The sequence below is a fragment of the Roseateles sp. genome, from assembly GCF_031397715.1.
Taxonomy (GTDB): domain Bacteria; phylum Pseudomonadota; class Gammaproteobacteria; order Burkholderiales; family Burkholderiaceae_C; genus Paucibacter_A.
Genome location: NZ_JANNMI010000405.1, coordinates 1 through 18,713, shown reverse-complemented (window position 1 = coordinate 18,713; position 18,713 = coordinate 1). Strand labels below are relative to the sequence as shown.

The window sequence follows — 18,713 nt, the reverse complement described above, 5'->3', positions numbered from 1 at the left end:
CGGCGAAGAGGCCGCCGGCTTGCTGGCCCGCTTGAATGCTGAGCCGCAAGAGACCGCTCCCAAGGTGATGGATTTGCGCACCTACGGCGTCGGCGCCCAAATTCTGCGTGACCTGGGTGTACACAAAATGCGCCTGCTCGGCAGCCCCAGGCGCATGCCCAGCATGACCGGCTATGGCCTGGAGGTCACCGGCTTCTTGGCTCCGAACGACAAGAACTGAGGACACACGCTCATGCAAGCATCCGACAAGGGGGCCGCACCGGCCCCGCTGAATGGGCAAGATCTGCGCATCGGCATCGTGCAAGCCCGCTTCAACGCCGACATCACCGGCCGCCTGGCCGACGCCTGCCTGGCCGAATTGCGCCTGCTGGGCGTCAGCGAGCAGCATATCCGCCATGTCACCGTGCCCGGCGCGCTGGAAATCGCTATCGCGCTGAACGCGATGGCCGACAGCGAGGACTATGACGCCCTGGTCGCCCTGGGCTGCATCATCCGCGGTGAAACCTACCACTTCGAGTTGGTCGCCAACGAGAGTGGCGCTGCGGTCACGCGCGTCGCACTGGACAATCAAATTCCGATTGCGAACGCAATTTTGACGGTCGAGAACGAAGAGCAAGCCTGGGCGCGTGCCGAGGAAAAAGGCCGTGACGCGGCACGTGTGGCGGTCGAGATGGCCAATTTGATGGAAGAACTGCAGTGAGCACCAGCCCCAAAACCGCCGCCAAGACCGACGCCAAACCCACCGCCAAGCGCCCACAACCGAAGTCGGCGCGCCGGCGTTCGCGTGAGGCTGCTTTGCAAGGTCTCTACCAATGGTTGGTGACCGGTGACGATGTGGCCACCGTCGATGCCCACATGCGCGAGCTGGACGATTTCGACAAGGTCGACCGCGCCCACTTTGACGCCTTGCTGAACGGCTGCATCCTGGAGGCCGCCGATCTGGACGCGGTGCTGGCTCGCCATGTCGACCGCAAGACTACCGAGTTGTCACCGATCGAGCATGGCGTGCTGATGATTGGTGCCTACGAGCTCAAGCATTGCATCGACATTCCCTACCGTGTGGTCATCAATGAAGCGGTTGAGTTGGCCAAATCATTTGGCGGCACCGACGGTCACAAATATGTCAACGGCGTGCTTGACCGTTCGGCCGGCGATCTCCGCCCAGTCGAGGTGGCGGCCCGCAATGCCAAGCGCAACGCCGATCAAGCCTCGGCGTCCGACACCGCGAAATGAAGCTGGCGGCTCGGCTTGACCAGATCGAGCCTTTCTATGTGATGGAATGCGCCAAGACGGCCGCCGAGATAGCTCGCGGCCCTTTGTGCGATCCGGCTGTAGGCGGCCGGCGGATGATCTATCTGAATATCGGCGAGCCTGATTTTGGCGCCGCACCCGCCGTGCAGTTGGCTGCGCAAGCCTGCATTGCCGCTGGCCTGACCCAGTACACCGCCGCCACCGGCTTGCCCGCACTGCGTCAGGCCTTGTCGGATTGGTATCGGCAGCGCTTCGAGCTGGAGGTGTCGCCCGAGCGCATCGTCATCACGGCCGGTGCGTCGGCTGCGCTGCAACTGCTGTGTCTGGCGCTGTTCGAGCGCGGCGATCAGGTCTTGATGCCCGACCCCTGCTACCCCTGCAATCGCCATTTCGTCGCCGCCGCCGATGCCCAAGCCGTGCTGCTGACGGCTGGGCCGGCGCAGCGCTTTCAGCCGACCTGCGCCCAAGTCGACGCCGCCTGGAACGGCAACACGCGCGCCGTCTTGCTGGCCTCACCCAGCAACCCGACCGGCACCTCGATCGCCCCGGACGAGCTGCGGGCCATTGTCGAGACGGTGCGCGCGCGTGGCGGTGTCACCATCGTCGACGAGATCTACCTAGGCCTCAGCTTCGATGCGCGCTTTCAGCGCACGGCGCTGGAGTTCGGCGAGGACGTGATCTCGGTCAATAGCTTTTCCAAGTACTTCGGCATGACCGGTTGGCGGCTGGGCTGGTTGGTGCTGCCGCCGGCCTTGGTGGCGCCGGTCGAGAAGCTGGCGCAAAACCTCTTCATCTGCGCCTCCAGCATCGCCCAGCATGCCGCGCTGGCTTGTTTTGAGCCGGCTTCGCTGGCCGAGTTCGAGCGCCGCCGCGAGACCCTCAACGAGCGCCGCGACTACATCGTGCCGGCCTTGCAAGCGCTGGGCTTCAAGGTGCCGGTGCTGCCGGACGGCGCTTTTTATGTCTGGTTTGACTGCTCGGAGGTCGCCGGCAATAGCTGGGACTTCGCCTTCGAGTTGATGCACAAGGCGCAGATCGCTTTGACGCCAGGGCGCGACTTTGGCCGCGCCGGCACCGCGGCCTGGATGCGCTTGTCCTTCGCCAGCAGCATGGCCGATTTGCAAGAAGCGGTGGCTCGTTTGAGTAGTTTCCTGGCGGCGCGACGATGAAGCCCGTTTTCAGGCGCGAGATGCGGGTTTACTGGGAAGACACCGACGCCGGCGGCGTGGTTTTTTACGCCAACTATTTGAAATTTTTCGAGCGCGCGCGCGCACCGAATGGCTGCGTGAACTCGGATTTTCCCAACAACAAATGCGCTTGCATAGCGACACACAGGACGGCGTGATGTTTGTCGTCGGCAGCTCGCAAGTGCGCTACCTGAAACCGGCCCGGCTGGACGACTTGCTGCAGGTCAGCGTCGAGCTGCGCGAGCTGGGCCGCGCCAGCATGCTGCTGTTTCAACAAGCTTTTTGCGGCGAGCGCCTGCTGGCCGAGGGCGAAATCCGCATCGGCTGCGTGAAAAGCCTGGGCAGCACGGCTCAGCAAGACGATCTGAAACCCGCCCGCATTCCCGCCTGCTTGACCCAGGCCCTCACCCAGGCCCTCACTGCTCCGACCCCATGAATCAAGACCTGTCGATTGTTTCCCTGATCGCCCACGCCAGCCTGACCGTGCAGCTGGTGATTGCCGCCCTGCTGCTGGTCTCGCTGGTCAGCTGGAGTGTGATCTTCAGCAAATTCATTTCGCTCTCCCGTATCAAGTCGAGTAACGAGGCATTTGAGCAGGAGTTTTGGTCCGGCAAGAACCTCAACGAGCTGTTCGCTGCGGTGTCGACCAAGCCGGACGGCGCGCCGCTGGAGCGCATCTTTGCCTCCGGCATGCGCGAGTTCCTGAAGTCGCGCGAGCGCCGCGTCACCGAGGCCAGCGCCTTGCTGGACGGTGCCCGCCGCGCGATGCGGGCGAGCTTTCAGCGCGAGCTCGACACGATGGAAAGCAATCTGTCCTTCCTTGCTTCGGTCGGCTCGGTGTCGCCGTATGTCGGCCTGTTCGGCACCATCTGGGGCATCATGCACGCCTTCGTCGGCTTGGCCAATGTGCAGCAGGTGACGCTGGCCACCGTCGCCCCCGGCATCGCCGAGGCGCTGGTCGCCACCGCCATCGGCCTGTTCGCCGCCATCCCCGCCGTGCTGGCCTATAACCGCTTTGCGCGCCAGATCGACCGCAGCGCGATCACGCTGGAGTCCTTCATCGAGGAGTTCTCCAATATCTTGCAGCGCAACGCCGCCCAAGCCGCTCCAGCGACCGGCGCCGGCCGCTGAGTCGGGGCGTTAGCGATGGCAGCCATCAGCTCACGCGGCTCGCGCCGCCGCCGCACCATCAACGAGATCAATATGGTGCCCTTCATCGACGTGATGCTGGTGCTCCTGATCATCTTCATGGTCAGCGCCCCGATGATCACCACCGGCCTGGTCGACCTGCCCAGCGTCGGCAAAAGCCGAGCCCAACCCGAGCATGTGATCCACGTCATCGTCGGCGCGGACGAGAAGCTCAAGATCAAACTGGACAAGCAAGAGGCCCGACCGCTGACCCTCAAGCAACTGGCCGAGCAGGTCAAACTTGCACAAGCCGGCGAGATGAACACGCCGGTGGTGATCTCGGGTGACAAAAACGTCAAGTACGAGGCCATCGTCAAGGTGATGGACGCGCTGCAGTCGGCCGGCATCGCCCGCGTCGGCCTGGCCGTCAAGAACTCGGGCAGTGCCGCGAACTGATGGCCAGCTTGTTTGTCCGCCCGACCGACCCGCTGAGGCCGCCCGAGACGCCGCTGCTGGGACGCGGCCTGGCGTTCGCCATCGTCGCCCATGCCCTGCTGGTGCTGGCGCTGAGCGCCGGCGTGAACTGGCGCACCCAGGCGCCGCCGGCCTTCGAGGCCGAGCTGTGGTCGGCCGTGCCGCAGGCCGCGGCGCCCAAGGAAGTGATACCGCCGACGCCGCAGGCCGAGCCCGAGGTCGTCAAGAAGCCAACGCCCAAGCCGCAGCCGGTTGAAGACACGGCGCAAGCCGAGCGCGACGCCGAGATCGCGATCGCCCGCGATCGGAAGAAAAAGCTGGCGGCCGAGCTGGAGCTGGAGCGCAAAAAGCGCGAAGCCCTGGACGCCAAGGCCAAGCTTGAACAAGAGCTGAAGGACGAAAAGCTCAAGCAGGCCAAGCTGGACAAGGACAAAAAGGACAAGCAGCTCAAGCAGGACAAGGAGCTGCAAGCTAAGCAAGACGCCAAGCAAGAAGCAAAACAGGAAGCACAGCGCCAGGAGCATCTGCGCCGCATCCAAGGCATGGCCGGTGCCAGCGGTGCGCCCAATGCCACGGGAACGGCGTTGCGGAGCTCGGGGCCGTCGGCCAGCTATGGCGGGCGCATCAAGGCGAGCATCCGACCCAACATCATCTTCACCGATACGCCGACCGGCAATCCGGTCGCCGAAGTCGAGGTACGGGTGGCGCCGGACGGCAACATCATCTCGCGCAAATTGCTCAAGCCCAGCGGTGACGCCGAATGGGACAAGGCGGTCTTGAGGGCGATCGACAAAACCGAGAAACTGCCGCGCGATGTGGACGGCCGGGTGCCGCCGGTCTTGGTGATTAGCTTTCAGCCTTTGGAGTGAATTGGCGCTGCAGCCAGGCATCCAGCGACCAGCGCCCTGCGCCCCAAAGCGCCACCGCCAACAGCAGCACGCCCCACAGCTGATGGCCGACCAAAGCCGCCGGCGCAATGTCACTCAGGCTCAGCACGGCCATCACATTGACAACCGACAAACCCAGCGCCGCAAAGCGCCCGGCAAGACCCAGCACCAGCAAAACCGGCAAAATCAATTCACCGCCGGTGCCCAGCCAGGCAGCCAGTTCGGGCGACAGCAACGGCACCGCGTATTCAGACTCGAACAAGGCCAGCGTGGTCTCCCAGTCTCTCAGCTTGGTCAGCCCGGACAGAAAAAAAGCCTTCGCCACATACAGCCTGGCCAAGAGCAAGGCCAGTGACTGCGCATGGGACAGCGCTGCCCGCAGCGCAGTGGGCATGGAGGAGCGCTGACCCACACCCGACCCAGGGTCGGTGCAGGCGCGCAGTGCAAAACGAATGATGGCGTTCATTGGAAAGTTCCTGGAATGTAAAACTTGCGGACTGAAAGCTGCGGCGCTGGGTAAACCTTGAGCGAAGCGCCAGTTCAGGACCCTTGGTGCTTGATCGCTGCCCTCAGCCAACCGTTCAACAAAGCCGCCTGCAGCCAGGTCGAGAAATCAAAATCAGCCTCGGCGGCAAAGGCCTGCTGCAGGGCTTGCTCCAGATTGGCGCCGGCTTGCAAGGCGCTCATCAGCGCCCATGCGCCCGCGCCCAGGCGATGCACCTCGGCGCGCCAAACCCTGCGCGCCAGCACGACCGCCACCGGCTCTTCGTCATACCCGCCGGCATCAGGCTGCTGACCCAGCCATTGCCACCATGCCTGCGGACGCAGCCGCAACAGCTGCAGGCCCGGCCGCATCTGCATGCCAAGATGCGCTGGCTCCAGCGCGCTCAACAACTCCAGCGACTGCACGTTGAGCGCACTGTCGGCGGCCCGCTCGGTGATATGGGCGGCCCACTCAAGCCGGGCCAGATCACATAGCCACGGCTCCATGCCCGCTTGCTCGGCCAAGAAGTCGGCCAAAGCCGCCCCCCATAGCCCTAAGTCACCACATTGCGGTGGATAGCGCCGCCAAAAAGACCAGGCCATGGCAGCAAACGACGGCTCGCCCAAAACCTCCCGCATGCGAACAAACACCGCGCTCAAGGACTTGTCGGCCAACGCCTGTGCGTTCGAGCGGTAAGCGCGCAGGCCGCGCTCCAGCTCGACCCCATCCATGCCCAGCAGGCCAGCATCTACCGCCTCCTTGCGACCCAGCAAGCCTTCGACCAAGGCCCGCTGACGCTCAGCCAGGGCAGCCCTCATGCCGGCACCGGCGCCATGACGTCCATCATCAACTGACGGGCGATTTCGGCCTCACGCAGCAAGACTTCGAGCGCGGGCACATTGGTGTCCCACTCAATCAAGGCCGGCACCGGTCCGAACCGCCGAATCGCATGGGTGAACACCTGCCAGACCTCGGCGCTGACCCGGCTGCCATGGTCTTCGATGACGATGCCGGGCAGTTCGGCATGCCCCGCCAAATGCACTTCGCCGACGCTGCCCGGCCTGATGGCGTCGACCCAGGCCTGCGCCTGCAGTGCCGCCTCGCACTTGTGGGCGCCTCGGTTGCGCGCATTGACGACCAGGTTGTTGACATCCAGTAGCAAGCCGCAGCCACTGCGCTGGGTCAGCTGATTGAAGAACTCCGGCTCGGCCATGCTGTCGCCTTCAAGTTCAGTCCAGCCGACATAGGCGCTCAGGTTTTCAACCAAGATTGGTCGCCTCAGGCGCTCTTGCACCTGTTGCACATGAGTAACCAAAACATCCAGGCTGGTCTGGGTGAACTCCAGCGGCAACAAATCACTGGCATGCGGGCCGGCATGCCCGCCCGCTGCAGGCACGCGGGCAAAACTGGCGTGATCGGAAACGCGCACGGGCTCGACCCGCTCGACCAACGCGGCCAGTCGGTCCAGATGCCAGCTATCCAAGCCGCAGGCCGAACCCAGCGACAAACCCACCCCATGCAGGCTGATGGGATAACGCTCACGGCCGGCCATCAAGACCGCCAGCGGCGCGCCGCCGTCGGCAAAAAAATTCTCCGAGTGCAGCTCCAGGAAAGCAAGCGCGGGCAGGGTCTGCAGCAGTTGCTCGTAATGGGGCTGACGCCAGCCGATGCCGACCGGTGTGCTCGCCGCTGGGTCGGTGTGCATGGCCGCGGCCTTACTTCTTCAGCTTGGCTTTAGCTTCATCGACGCTCATGCCCGACATGCTCTTGCATGAGCCCTTGGCGACAAACTTCCACTCATCTGCAGCGTTGTCACTTTTGGATTGGCCAGCGCAGGAATGGCTGCCGCTGAGGTTGGCGCAGTCGTTTTCGCCGGCCTTGGCGATGCCAAAGCATTTCTCTTTGGCGGCCTTGTCCTGGGCGACGACTTGAGAGACCAAACCCATGGCCAATGCGGCCGCAACGGCGGAAGAGACGAGATAGCTGGATTTCATGAATTACTCCAATGGATGAAAAAAAAGTTGACACTCACCAAGCTTTGAACTGGATTGCTTGAGGCCAAGGCATCATGCCGTCGACACCCTTGGGTCGCAAGCCATGCGGCAGTCCTTACAGCCAAACGTGAAAAATATCTGAAGCCCGCCAGCACGCCGGCACGCCGCGCGTAAGGAAGCGCTCGGCTGCACGACAACACTTCTTTCAAGTCCACAGGTCGGAGTCGCCGGGTGAAATTAAAACCAAGTTGCAGGGACGTCACACGCATGGTGCTGGCGGGGCAGGACCGCCCACTCGGCCCGGTCAACTTGACCCTGATTCGTATCCACCGTTTGTTCTGTCGCGCTTGTCAGAACTTCGGCAAGCAAGTCAATTTGATGCGCAAGGCAAGTGCGCGTTGGCGCAACTACAGCGAAGATTAATCGCGCCACCTCAACTGATGCTGCCGCCGGTTTGGCGCAAGTCGACCCCAGTCAACAACGCCAATTGCAAGGCCAGGCGCACACCTTGCACCATCGTCGCGAGCGCCATGCTGGCTTGTGCTGGGAAACTTGCAGCCTGCTCGGGCAGCCAAGGGGTGTGCATGAAGCCGCTGCGCACAGCGCTGCCACGCAAATGATGCTGGAGGCCAAAAAACACTTGGTTGCAGACAAAGGTGCCGGCCGATTGCGAGATGCCTGCGGGCAAGCCGGCGCCGCGCAGGCCGGCCACCATTGCTTTGATCGGCAAGGTAGAAAAGTACGCCGCCGGTGCTCCGACCAAAACCGGCTCATCAATCGGCTGGTGGCCGGCGTTGTCGGGGATGCGGGCATCCATCAAATTGATGGCCACGCGCTCGAACGACAACTCCGCGCGCCCGCCGGCTTGACCTAGCGCCAACACCAAGCCCGGCTGGTGCGCCCGCAAAGCGAGCTTCAATACGGCATTGGCCTCGCCAAACACGCAGGGCAAGCGCTCGGCCACGACGCGCGCACCTGCTATCAACTCGCCGTCAAGCGCTCGCGCCAGCTCCCATGACGGATTGATGCGCTCACCGCCGAATGGCTCAAACCCAGTCAGCAAGATTGTTTTCATGCCGCACCCCCAAAAAGCCGCGTTTCTATCACAAGCACTTGAAAACTGCCGGGTCTGCCTTGCTCATTTCTGCACATCGACTGGCACCGTGAGCGCTAGCATAGGCGCCATGAGAAGGCTCGGCCATGCGGCTGGCGCCTGCGCGAAAGACTCCGGAGCAAACACATGACAGATCTGTCCACCCCACTGAATTGGCCACACCAAGACAACGCTAGGTCGGCAACAGCATCGGTCATGGAGCTGGCGTCTAGCCAGCGGGAGTTCGTCTGGCCGACACCGCCCTACCAGGCCTATCCGCGCCCAAAGCCCCAAGTCAAGCCCGAACCCTGTGAGCTCCTCGGTCTGAACAACCGCCGCAACAAAGGTCAGCTGGTGGCCATGGTCGTGCATGAACGCGTGGCCCAACTGCTGGTGGCGCCAGCTCGAAATATGATGCCGTTGAAGTTCGCTCAATTCAAGGTGCTGACCTTGCTGGAGCCCATTCCTGCGGCGCCCCGCGTCAGCCCAAACGCCAGTGATGACGCGGCCAACGACTGGCAACTCGACCAGCGCCCGCGCAGCGAATTCAAGCTCTTTTTTGTCGGCGGCGGCGAGCTCAAAGGCGTCACGATTGGGTATTGTCAAGACGAGCTTGGGCTGTTTTTGTTCGCACCCCTGAGTGACAGCGACGACGCCGTGCAGCGCATCTTCATTCCGCGCGAAGTGCTGGCGCATTTTGAGATTGGTGCCCGCATCGGCGATCTGCTGGTGCAGGAAAAACTGGCAACCGCGGCTCAAGTCGATGCAGCGGCCATCGAGCAGCAAGGCCTGCGCTCCCGACGCGTGGGCGACATCCTCGTCCATCAACAAATCGTCAGCGCCGAGCAATTGATGCTGGCAATCGAACAGCAAGCGCGCATGCCGATGGTGCGCATCGGTGAGGCGCTGTTGGCGCTGGACCTGATCTCCCCGGCGCAGTTGGAACAAGCGCTGGAGATGCAAAAAGCCGACCGCTCGGTGCCGCTGGGCGAGTTGCTGGTGCGCAATAAGGTGGTGACGCGCCAAGCGCTGCAATCGGCCCTGGCGCGCAAGATGGGCTACCCACTGGTCGACGTGGAGAACTTTGCGATCGAGCCGGACGCCATTCGCAAACTGCCTTTTGCCGTCGCAAAACGGCTTGAAGTGCTGCCGCTGCTGCTGCGTGATGGTCGGTTGATCGTGGCAATGGAAGACCCGACTCGGCGCGACGCGCTGGATGAAATTGAGTTCATCTCGCAGCTCAAAGTGACACCCACCTTGACCAAGATCGGCTCGCTGCAATTCGCGATTCCGCAAGTCTATGAGCGGCTAGGCGGAGACGCGGTCTCGCGCAGCGAGCTCGCTCTGCCGGCTTTGCACGCGGACTTTTCGCTCGACAAAGCCGACCAGCTGATGGAAACGCTGGAACGCGAAGGCCTTGAGCACAGCCAGCGCGACGAAGGCCCCTCCATTGAACAAAGCGACAACTCGCTGGTGCGACTGATCAACACCATGATCATCGACGCCAACACGCAGGGCGTGTCCGACATTCATATCGAGACCCACCCGGGCACCGAAAAGCTGAAGATTCGCTTCCGCCGTGACGGCCTGCTCAAACCCTATCTGGAGCTGCCCAACACCTACCGTAACGCCATGATTGCGCGCATCAAGATCATGTGCGATCTGGATATCTCCGAGCGCCGCAAGCCGCAAGACGGCAAGATCAACTTCGCGCGCTTTTCACCCCAGCACCGCCTGGAGCTGCGGGTCGCAACCATCCCCACCAACAATGGTCTGGAAGACGTGGTGATGCGTTTGCTGTCGTCGTCAAAACCGATCCCGCTGGAAAAACTGGGCCTGTCGCCCTACAACTTGCAGCAGCTCAAATACGCAATCAGCCGGCCCTACGGCATGGTGCTATGCGTCGGGCCCACCGGCTCGGGCAAGACCACCACCCTGCACTCGGCGCTGAGCCAGATCAACACGCCGGATCGCAAGATCTGGACGGCCGAGGATCCGATCGAAATCACCCAGGCCGGCCTGCGTCAGGTGCAGATGAATCCGCGCATTGATTGGACCTTTGCCAAGGCCTTGCGGGCGTTTCTGCGGGCCGACCCGGATGTCATCATGGTGGGCGAAATCCGCGACGAGGAGACCGCCGAGATCGCCGTCGAGGCCTCGTTGACCGGGCATATGGTGATGTCGACGCTGCACACCAACAGCGCGGCCGAAACCGTCACCCGGCTGTTGGACATGGGCATGGACCCCTTCAACTTTGCGGACTCGCTACTGGCCGTGTTGGCGCAGCGATTGGTGCGGCGCCTGTGTCCGAAATGCCGCGTCAGCAGCCCGCTGCCCGCGGCCGAGCAAGACGAGTGGCTGGATGATTACCTGCACGTCTTCAACCCCGAGCAGCAGCCGACGCGTGAAGCTGTGCTGGGGGACTGGTTGGGCAATTACGGCGATAGCGGCAATAGCGGCCGCTTGATGAAATTTCACAGCCCCGGCTGTGATGCGTGCGAACACAGCGGCTTCAAGGGCCGCGCCGGCCTGCACGAGTTGCTGATGATGTCGAAAACCTTGCGCCGGCAGATACAAACCGGCGCGCGTGCCGAAGAACTGCTGCAAACCGCACTGCATGAAGGCATGCGCTCCTTGCGACAGGACGGCATCATCAAGGTCTTGCAGGGCGTGACCACGATGAGCGAAGTGCGCGCCACCAGCAACGCTTGACGCCGCACCGGCGCGTCAACAGGTCAACGCGAACGAGTTGCGCAAAAATATCCGCAGATCGCACAAGCAAGGCAGGCCCGCCCTGCTTACCCCCTAACTCCAGGTGCCGATGGAACTAGTCGCAATGCTAGGCTGTCACAAAACAGGGGGAGCAAGAGTGATCGAAACAAACTACGGCCCACACATTGTCTCTTCCGCACTGCGGGGCAAGTCTGAACCACAAGCCCAGCAGCAGCTGACGATTCTGAGCTCACATGAACGCTGCCAGATGTTTGGGCTGCTGCCCCAGCAGCGAGCCGATATGAGTTGCCTGAGCCAGTCCTCCTTGGCCGAGACGCTGCAGCGCAACAGTCGCCTTTGCGCGCAGGCACTGCCGGTGATGGAGATGCTCTACCAGCAATTGACGCATGCGCAGAGCATGGTGCTGTTGAGCGACGCCAGCGGTGTGGTGCTGCATGCGCTGGGTGACCCGGTATTTTTGGAGCGTGCCCAGCGAATAGCGTTGGCGCCGGGCTCGGTTTGGTCGGAGGCCGTCAAGGGCACCAACGCCGTGGGCACGGCCTTGATGACCGAGGCCCCGACCTTGGTCAACGGCGCAGATCACTATTTGCGCGAGTTCCATTTTTTGACCTGCTCGGCAGCCCCCATCTTTGACCACAAAGGCGCTTTGCTGGGCGTGATCAATGTGTCCAGCGATAAACGCAACTATCACCCGCACACGCTGGCCCTGGCCACTTTGGCGGCGCGCATGATTCAGACGCAATGGTTCAATGACCTGTTCCGCCAAAGTCTGCGCCTGCATATTCATGCCTACGCCGTTAGTTTGGGGACCTTGCGGGAGGGTGTTTTGGCGCTCGATCCCGTGGGCCGGGTGGTCGGCGTCAACCGCAATGCGATGGACATCCTAGGCCAGACCGCGGCACAGCTGCGGCGCAGCGCCGTGGCCACCTTGTTTGATGCTGATTTGAGCGACCTGCTGGCCCGGACACGAAGCAATCCAGGCCAGCCCTTGCTACTGACGAGGTCACAATTACCCCAGCGCCCCAGATGCCCGAGCAGCGATGTCGGCCAGCAGCTCGTGGCGGCCCATGTCGAGATCGGCGGCGCTGCACCGGTACAAAGTCTGCACGCCTTGCTGAGCCTGGGCCAAGCAGGGTTGGCGACAGACGCACCAGCCGCGCAACTGCCGATGGCCATGGCTGCGCACCCCGGGGCAGCGCTCGCCCATGCCGTGGCCGCCCTAGACCGTGCCGCCGCGCTGACTAGCAGCCCGCAAGTGCTGCAGCAGAACAGCCGGCCAGTCAGCCCCGACGCAAGTATGTCGACGGCCTCAGGCCAGGAAGCAGTGGCAGTGGCGGTGGCGGTGGCTAACCATGCGGCCACTTTGCGGCAGACCGAGCTGCAAGCGATTCAATCCGCGGTACTCGGCTGCCGCGGCAATTTGGCCCTGGCAGCTAAGCAGTTGGGCATAGGGCGCAGCACCTTGTACCGCAAGCTGAAGCTTGCGCCGACCCAGCAGACGGTCAGCTGACGCTGCGCTCTGTTCGGGTGCCGCTACGCCGCACCAGGCCCAGGGCCAAGGCCGTGCCCAGCAGCACCACTGCGCAGCCCGCGGCCATCTTCAAGCTGAAGCTCTCGCCCAGGAAGAGATAGCCCCACAACACCGCGAAGACCGGGATCAAAAAGGTCACGGCAATCGTGTTGGTCGGCCCGATTCGGCTCATCAAGCGGAAGAACAAGACATAGGCGATCGCCGAGCACAGCAGGGACAAGGCGGCCACGGCACCCCAAGCTTGGGCACTGGGTGCTGCGGCCGGCCAGAAAATGATGGCCGGCACGGCCAGCATCAAGGCGGCATAGCACTGGCTGCCGGTCGCCACCACCAGCGGCGCAATGTGGGCGGTATGGCGCTTGCTGAAATTGGCCGCCAGGCCATAGCAAAAAGTAGCCGCCATACAAGCCAGCAAGGCCCAGACGGCGCTGTGGTCGGCGCCGGGTTTGAAGGAGGCCTTGTCCCAGGCCAGATACAGCACGCCGGCAAAGCCCAGGGCCAGGCCGCAGATGCGCAGGCGATCAAGCCGCTGATTCAACCAGACCCAGGCGATCAGCGCACCCCACAAGGGCGTGGTCGCGTTGGCAATGCTGGACAGGCCGGCCGAGATCGACAGCGCTGCATAGCTGAACAAGGCGAAGGGCAAGGCGCTGTTCAACAGGCCGATGACACTCAGCGCTCGCCACTCGCGGCCCAGCTCAGCCAGGCCCTGGCGTGCGGCCAGCAGCGGCAGCAGCATCAAGCTGGCGCCGCCGACCCGCAGCGCGGCCATCGCCACCGGCCCGAACTCATGCGCGCCGAGCCGCATGAATAAAAACGAGGCGCCCCAGATGGCGGCAAGCAGGGTCAGTTCGGCCAGATCAGCGGTTTTCATGCTCAGGGATTTTGCTCGGCAGTTTTGCTAAAGGCGCCCGAGCATACTGCGCCGGCCGCAGCCCTACATCGCCTTGAACAAGTGCACGTAGGCCCGGCTGACCGGCAACTCCTGCGCATGGCCCTTGATACGCACGAACAGCCGGCTCATCTCGTCGCGTCGGGTGCCCACCAGATGGGCCAGATTGATCAGCGTCGAGCGGTGCACCTGCCAGAACTGTTCGGGGTCCAGCTGCGCCGCCAAATCGGTGATGGTGGTGCGGATCAAATGCTCGCCCTGAGCTGTTCTGACCACCGTGTATTTGTCATCGGCATGAAAGAACAGCACCTCGTCCACCGCCACCTGATGCGTCATATCGCCGCTGGCAGCACGAATGAACCGCAGCCGTGCCAAGCCCTGCACGGGCGGGGCCAACAAGCGCTGCAAGGTCTCAGCCAAACGTGATTCATCGACCGCCGGCGGCCGCCCTAACGCCGCTTTGAGACGGGCCACACAGGCCAGCAAGCGCTCGGTCTTCAGCGGCTTGAGCAGATAGTCCAGCGCAGCTGCGTCAAACGCCTCGACCGCATAGTCGTCATAGGCGGTGACGAACACCACCCGCGTCGCGCCCTCGATGCCCTGCGCCACTTCCAGCCCATTCAGGCCCGGCATCTGAATGTCCAGAAAGGCCAGCTCGGGCTGCCAGGCACTGATCTGCTCGGCCGCTTCAATGCCGTTGCGGGCGACGCTGACAATCTCCAGCTCTGGCCAGCAAGCCGCCAGTTGCTGTTTCAGGTACTGAGCCAGATGGGCTTCGTCATCGGCGATCAAGGCGGTGGTCATGAAGTTTGAGCAAGTGGGTGGGCGGGCAAGTGTAGGCAGGCCAGCGTGCCAAGGGTTTGCCGGCTCAAGCTCAGTTCGGCATCGTGCGGGTAGCGGTTGGCCAGCCGGGCGTGCACATTCTCCAGCGCCAGACCGCCGCCGCGGCCGGGCCGGGTGGCGCGTCGCGGCGCGTCCAGGCCCAACCCATCGTCGGTCACTTTGAGCAGCAACCGGCCCTGCGCAACGTTGGCGCTGACCTGGATATGACCACCCTCGACCTTGGGCTCCAGCCCATGCTGAATCGCGTTCTCGATCAGCGGCTGCAGCAGCAAGGGCGGCAGCCGGCAGGCGCGCGCCGCCGCGCTGGCCTGGATCTCAAAACTCAGCCGCTCGCCCATGCGGATTTGCATCAGCTGCAGATAGCGCTCGGCCAGCGCCAACTCGGCGTCGACCGTGGTGTCGGTCTTGCGCATCTGGCCCAGGCCGGCGCGCAAATAGTCGGTGAAGGCCTCCAGCATCTGCTTGGCACGCGCTGCGTCGACGTCGATCAGCCCTTGCACATTGGCCAGTGTGTTGAACAAAAAATGCGGCTCGATCTGCGCCTGTAGCAGGCTCAGACGCGCCTCGGTGGCGCTCCACTGCAGGGCCTGGCTCTTCCAGCGGAACTTGAACCAAATCCAGTTGGCGGTGGTGATCAGCAGCGTGATCAGCACGAAGACGCGTTGATTGGCGGGGTTGCCGCCAACCTCAAGCAAGGCGTCGAACTTGAACAGCTGGCCGATCATCAGTAGACCCAGGGCAAAGCCCAGCACGGTGCCGACAATCGCGACGCCGGCAAAAAAGACGCCGGAACGCCAGTCGCGCCGGGCGCCGATGCGGTCAATGATGGCCTGCGGCAGGCTCAGCTCGACGCCGCGAAAAAGGGCGTGAATCGTGAACGAAATGCTCATGCTGATCAGTAGATTCGCCTGCAGCGCAGTCAACATCGCGGCCGGTTTCAGCAAATGCCCACCCACCAGACCGCCGACTAGGCTGAAGAAAAGCGCAAAGGCCAAGCCGATGCCGGCGCTGATAACTAGGCGCGCCCAGGCGGGCTCGCTGCGCTGTTTCTTCAGCAGCAGATGGGCGCCCCAGGCCTGGCGCAGATCGGTCTTGATGGTGTTCATGCAACACAGTGTAGGCAGGCGCGCGTGCGGGTTTTGCGGCCGCTGCGATGAATCGACAGCCGCCGCGATGAAGCGTCAAAAGCCTTGCCTACAATCGCGCCAAGCTTTCGAGTCATCAAACCGTTTCAGGGGAATCCATCTATGCAAGTTCACGCGTCCATCTTCAAGGCCTATGACATACGCGGTGTCGTCGGCACGACTTTGAACGAAGAGCTGGCCGAGCACCTCGGCCGTGCCTTCGGTACCGAGGCCCGCGCCTTGGGCGAGAAGGCCGTGGCCGTCGGCCGCGACGGTCGCATCTCCGGCCCCGGTCTGGTTGCAGCCTTGATCCGTGGCCTGCAATCGACCGGCCTGGACGTGGTTGACCTGGGCGCCGTCACCACGCCGATGCTGTATTACGTCGCCGCCACCCGCGCCAAACACGGTTGCCGCAGCGGCATCATGGTGACCGGCAGCCACAACCCCAAGGACTACAACGGTTTCAAGATGGTGCTCAAGGGCGCGGCTGTTTATGGTGAGCAGATCCAGGGCCTGCGCCGCCGCATCGAAGCCGAGGACTACAAAACAGGCGTCGGCCGCAGCGCGGCGATGGACATCGTGGCCGAGTACAGCCAGCGCATCGTCAAGGATTGCAAGCTCAAGCGCCCGATGAAGATCGTGGTCGACTCCGGCAACGGCATCCCCGGCGCCACGGCACCAGCCATCCTGCGGGCTTTAGGCTGCGAGGTGATCGACATCTACTCCAAGGTCGACGGCGACTTCCCCAATCACCACCCGGATCCCTCGCGGCCAGAGAACCTGGAAGACCTCAAGCGGATCGTGCATGCCTGCGATGCGGAGTTGGGTCTGGCCTTTGACGGCGACGGCGACCGCCTCGGTGTGGTCACCAAGGACGGCGTGATGATCATGCCGGACCGCCAGATCATGCTGTTCGCCGCCGATATTCTGAAGCGCAAGCCCGGCGCCGAAATCATCTTCGACGTCAAGTGCACGCAGCGCCTGGCCCCCTGGATCCGCGAGCATGGCGGCCGGCCGCTGATGTGGATGACCGGCCACTCGCTGGCCAAGGCCAAGCTGAAAGAGACCGGCGCGCCGCTGGCCGGCGAGCTGTCGGGCCACATCTTCTTCGCCGAGCGTTGGTACGGTTTTGACGACGCGATGTACACGGCCGCCCGCCTGCTGGAAATCCTCTCGCGCTTCGCCGATCCCAGCGCTGTGCTGCACGCACTGCCGACCAGCTTCAACACGCCCGAAATCAATGTGCCCTGCGCCGAAGGCGAGCACCACGAGGTGGTCAAGAAGCTGCTGGAAGTGGCCGAGTTCCCCGGCGCCAAGGAAATCATCACCATTGACGGACTGCGCGTCGAGTATGACGACGGCTTCGGTCTGGTGAGGGCAAGCAACACCACGCCGGTGCTGGTGCTGCGCTTCGAGGGCCACACGCCCGAGGCGCTGGCGCGCATCCAGCATGACGTGCTGGTCCAGCTCAAGCGCGTCAAGCCCGACGCCACTTTTGCGGCCGGGCATTGACCGTCACAGAAACTGGGGCCGAGCGACTTAGCCGCTGGGCCTATGCGGGCCTGCTGCGGCTGCTGACGCCGCTTTACCTGTTGCGTTTGTGGCGGCGCGGAGCGGCCGAGCCGCTGTATCGCCAATGGCTTGGGCAGCGGCTGGGCTTTTATGGGCTAACGCCAAAATCAAGCGGTTGGTTGTGGGTGCATGCCGTGTCGCTGGGCGAAACCCGCGCCGCCGCCGCCTTGATTGCGCAGCTGCGAGAACAGCAGCCCGCCATGCGCTTGCTGCTGACCCACAGCACCGCCACAGGAAGAGCGGCCGGCGCGGCCTTGTTGCAACCCGGTGATGCCCAGGCCTGGTTGCCCTATGACACGCCGGGCGCCGTGCGGCGTTTCTTGCGCCATTGGCGGCCGGCCATCGGCGTCCTGATGGAAACCGAGATCTGGCCGACGCTGCAATTCGAAGCGGCCAGGCAATCTATCCCGATGGTCTTGGCCAACGCCCGGCTGTCAGCGCGCAGCCAGCGCCGCGGCGAGCGCTTCAAGGCCCTCCTCCTTCCGGCCGCACGCCGCTTGAGTATTGCGTTAGCGCAAACCGAGGCCGACGCCGAGCGCCTGCGCGCCAGCGCCGTGCCCAAGGTGCGGGTGCAGGGGAACTTGAAGTTTGATATGCAAGTGGATGAGGCCTTGCTCGCCCAGGGTCGGCTGTGGCGTGCGCTGCTGAGCCGGCGCGTGCTGCTGGCCGCAGTCACGCGCGAAGGCGAAGAGGCCATGCTCTTGCAAGCTTGGGGCCTACTGCCCCGGCAAGACCTGCCGCTACTGCTGATCGTGCCGCGCCACCCGCAGCGTTTCGATGCGGTGGCGGCCTTGGTCGAGAAGGCAGGCCTGAGCTTGGCCCGGCGCAGCGAGTGGACCGATGCGCCCAGTGAACAGGACTTGTCCGCCCAGGTTTGGCTGGGTGACTCGATGCGCGAGATGGCGCTGTATTACGGCCTTGCTGATGTGGCATTGCTGGGCGGCAGCTTCGCGCCCCTGGGCGGGCAAAACCTGATCGAAGCGGCCGCTTGCGGCTGCCCCGTCGTGATGGGGCCGCACACCTTCAACTTTGCCGAAGCGGCCGAGTTGGCTGAAGCGGCGGGTGCGGCGATTCGGGTCGCCGATATCGATGCGGGCTTGACTCAAGGACTCGCCCTATGTGCCGACCGCCAAAGACACGCCGAGGTAGCCGTTCATGCGCTGGAGTTCGCCGCCGAGCATCGCGGCGCAGCTGAGCGCATGGCTGTGGAAATCTGGCGGCAGTCAGAGACATAGACCCTGATCTGTTTGGCTATCTTTGGGCCTTCTTGCCTGTTCACTTACTCTGCGGCAAAGCGGCACACCAATCCAGCTCAAATCGGCCAGGGCATTGCTGGCTTTGTAAGGCCGCAATGTGCACTTATGTACATCTACACATAAGGGCACTTATGCACAGTGCCTCGTTATGAGTAGTTCGCCGGTAGCACCGGTCGAATTGCAGCGGAAATGCTGGTGATTTGGCCCTGTGGCGGGTGGCGCGACGCTGAACATAATTCTCGGCTCAGCCCAAAGGTGGCGGCT

At 63.4% G+C, this 18,713-nt stretch carries 18 protein-coding genes and 2 pseudogenes; 12 read left to right on the top strand and 8 right to left on the bottom strand.

The features are described 5' to 3' along the window. The 8 genes and pseudogenes from RMO57_RS17800 to tolA form a co-directional block, all read left to right on the top strand. Positions 1 to 220 (top strand): annotated as a pseudogene (locus tag RMO57_RS17800) (bifunctional 3,4-dihydroxy-2-butanone-4-phosphate synthase/GTP cyclohydrolase II); the annotation flags it as partial. A gap of 12 nt (positions 221 to 232) precedes the next feature. Further along, positions 233 to 700: a 6,7-dimethyl-8-ribityllumazine synthase gene (ribH, locus tag RMO57_RS17795; RefSeq protein WP_310388919.1), complete on the top strand. Its 468-nt coding sequence runs from the start codon at positions 233 to 235 to the stop codon at positions 698 to 700. Continuing rightward, a complete protein-coding gene (gene nusB, locus RMO57_RS17790) occupies positions 697 to 1,233 on the top strand; it encodes a transcription antitermination factor NusB (RefSeq protein ID WP_310388917.1) in 537 nt (178 codons plus the stop codon). The genes ribH and nusB overlap by 4 nt, the downstream gene beginning before the upstream one ends. After that, a complete protein-coding gene (locus RMO57_RS17785) occupies positions 1,230 to 2,420 on the top strand; it encodes a pyridoxal phosphate-dependent aminotransferase (RefSeq protein WP_310388916.1) in 1,191 nt (396 codons plus the stop codon). The genes nusB and RMO57_RS17785 overlap by 4 nt, the downstream gene beginning before the upstream one ends. Continuing rightward, positions 2,417 to 2,874: pseudogene (locus RMO57_RS17780) on the top strand (YbgC/FadM family acyl-CoA thioesterase). Before RMO57_RS17785 ends, RMO57_RS17780 begins: the two are co-directional and overlap by 4 nt. Then, positions 2,871 to 3,569: a protein TolQ gene (gene tolQ, locus RMO57_RS17775; protein ID WP_310388913.1), complete on the top strand. Its 699-nt coding sequence runs from the start codon at positions 2,871 to 2,873 to the stop codon at positions 3,567 to 3,569. Before RMO57_RS17780 ends, tolQ begins: the two are co-directional and overlap by 4 nt. Before the next feature lie 15 nt (positions 3,570 to 3,584). Then, positions 3,585 to 4,022 (top strand): protein TolR, encoded by a 438-nt coding sequence (gene tolR / locus RMO57_RS17770; RefSeq protein WP_310388912.1) that lies wholly within the window; start codon positions 3,585 to 3,587, stop codon positions 4,020 to 4,022. Continuing rightward, entirely contained in the window at positions 4,022 to 4,909 is an 888-nt protein-coding gene (gene tolA / locus RMO57_RS17765) for a cell envelope integrity protein TolA (protein WP_310388910.1), read from the top strand. The genes tolR and tolA overlap by 1 nt, the downstream gene beginning before the upstream one ends. Here tolA and RMO57_RS17760 read toward each other — a convergent pair. The 5 genes from RMO57_RS17760 to pcp form a co-directional block, all read right to left on the bottom strand. Continuing rightward, positions 4,887 to 5,393 (bottom strand): DoxX family protein, encoded by a 507-nt coding sequence (locus RMO57_RS17760; protein ID WP_310388908.1) that lies wholly within the window; start codon positions 5,391 to 5,393, stop codon positions 4,887 to 4,889. The genes tolA and RMO57_RS17760 overlap by 23 nt on opposite strands. Before the next feature lie 74 nt (positions 5,394 to 5,467). Further along, a complete protein-coding gene (locus RMO57_RS17755; protein WP_310388906.1) occupies positions 5,468 to 6,229 on the bottom strand; it encodes a putative DNA-binding domain-containing protein in 762 nt (253 codons plus the stop codon). Next, positions 6,226 to 7,116 (bottom strand): DUF692 domain-containing protein, encoded by an 891-nt coding sequence (locus RMO57_RS17750; RefSeq protein ID WP_310388904.1) that lies wholly within the window; start codon positions 7,114 to 7,116, stop codon positions 6,226 to 6,228. Before RMO57_RS17750 ends, RMO57_RS17755 begins: the two co-directional genes overlap by 4 nt. 10 nt (positions 7,117 to 7,126) lie before the next feature. Next, entirely contained in the window at positions 7,127 to 7,405 is a 279-nt protein-coding gene (locus tag RMO57_RS17745) for a DUF2282 domain-containing protein (RefSeq protein ID WP_310388901.1), read from the bottom strand. A 433-nt stretch (positions 7,406 to 7,838) separates the two neighbouring features. Then, positions 7,839 to 8,480 (bottom strand): pyroglutamyl-peptidase I, encoded by a 642-nt coding sequence (gene pcp, locus RMO57_RS17740; RefSeq protein ID WP_310388899.1) that lies wholly within the window; start codon positions 8,478 to 8,480, stop codon positions 7,839 to 7,841. A gap of 234 nt (positions 8,481 to 8,714) precedes the next feature. On the opposite strand from pcp, the gene RMO57_RS17735 reads away from it, so the two are divergent. Together RMO57_RS17735 and RMO57_RS17730 are read left to right on the top strand one after the other, a co-directional pair. Beyond that, on the top strand, positions 8,715 to 11,210 hold the full coding sequence (locus tag RMO57_RS17735; protein ID WP_310388897.1) for a GspE/PulE family protein: 2,496 nt from the start codon (positions 8,715 to 8,717) through the stop codon (positions 11,208 to 11,210). A gap of 268 nt (positions 11,211 to 11,478) precedes the next feature. Then, a complete protein-coding gene (locus tag RMO57_RS17730) occupies positions 11,479 to 12,741 on the top strand; it encodes a sigma-54-dependent Fis family transcriptional regulator (RefSeq protein ID WP_310388895.1) in 1,263 nt (420 codons plus the stop codon). On the opposite strand, the gene RMO57_RS17725 is transcribed toward RMO57_RS17730, so the two are convergent. From RMO57_RS17725 to RMO57_RS17715, 3 genes are all read right to left on the bottom strand, one after another. Then, positions 12,734 to 13,636, bottom strand: a complete 903-nt coding sequence (locus RMO57_RS17725; protein ID WP_310388894.1) for a DMT family transporter — start codon at positions 13,634 to 13,636, stop codon at positions 12,734 to 12,736. The two genes, RMO57_RS17730 and RMO57_RS17725, sit on opposite strands and share 8 nt — an antisense overlap. Positions 13,637 to 13,699: 63 nt before the next feature. Next, positions 13,700 to 14,458 carry a LytTR family DNA-binding domain-containing protein gene (locus RMO57_RS17720; RefSeq protein WP_310388893.1) on the bottom strand — a complete coding sequence of 253 codons (759 nt, stop codon included), beginning with the start codon at positions 14,456 to 14,458 and terminating at the stop codon, positions 13,700 to 13,702. Beyond that, positions 14,455 to 15,603 (bottom strand): sensor histidine kinase, encoded by a 1,149-nt coding sequence (locus tag RMO57_RS17715; RefSeq protein ID WP_310388891.1) that lies wholly within the window; start codon positions 15,601 to 15,603, stop codon positions 14,455 to 14,457. The genes RMO57_RS17720 and RMO57_RS17715 overlap by 4 nt, the downstream gene beginning before the upstream one ends. Before the next feature lie 141 nt (positions 15,604 to 15,744). Here RMO57_RS17715 and RMO57_RS17710 point away from each other — a divergent pair, with 141 nt between their 5' ends. Together RMO57_RS17710 and RMO57_RS17705 are read left to right on the top strand one after the other, a co-directional pair. Then, positions 15,745 to 17,133, top strand: coding sequence for a phosphomannomutase/phosphoglucomutase (locus RMO57_RS17710; RefSeq protein WP_310388889.1), 1,389 nt, complete (start codon positions 15,745 to 15,747; stop codon positions 17,131 to 17,133). Then, the gene (locus RMO57_RS17705) at positions 17,130 to 18,428 is read left to right on the top strand and encodes a 3-deoxy-D-manno-octulosonic acid transferase (protein WP_310388887.1); all 1,299 of its coding nucleotides are present in this window, start codon (positions 17,130 to 17,132) and stop codon (positions 18,426 to 18,428) included. The genes RMO57_RS17710 and RMO57_RS17705 overlap by 4 nt, the downstream gene beginning before the upstream one ends. The last annotated feature ends 285 nt before the right edge of the window (positions 18,429 to 18,713 follow it).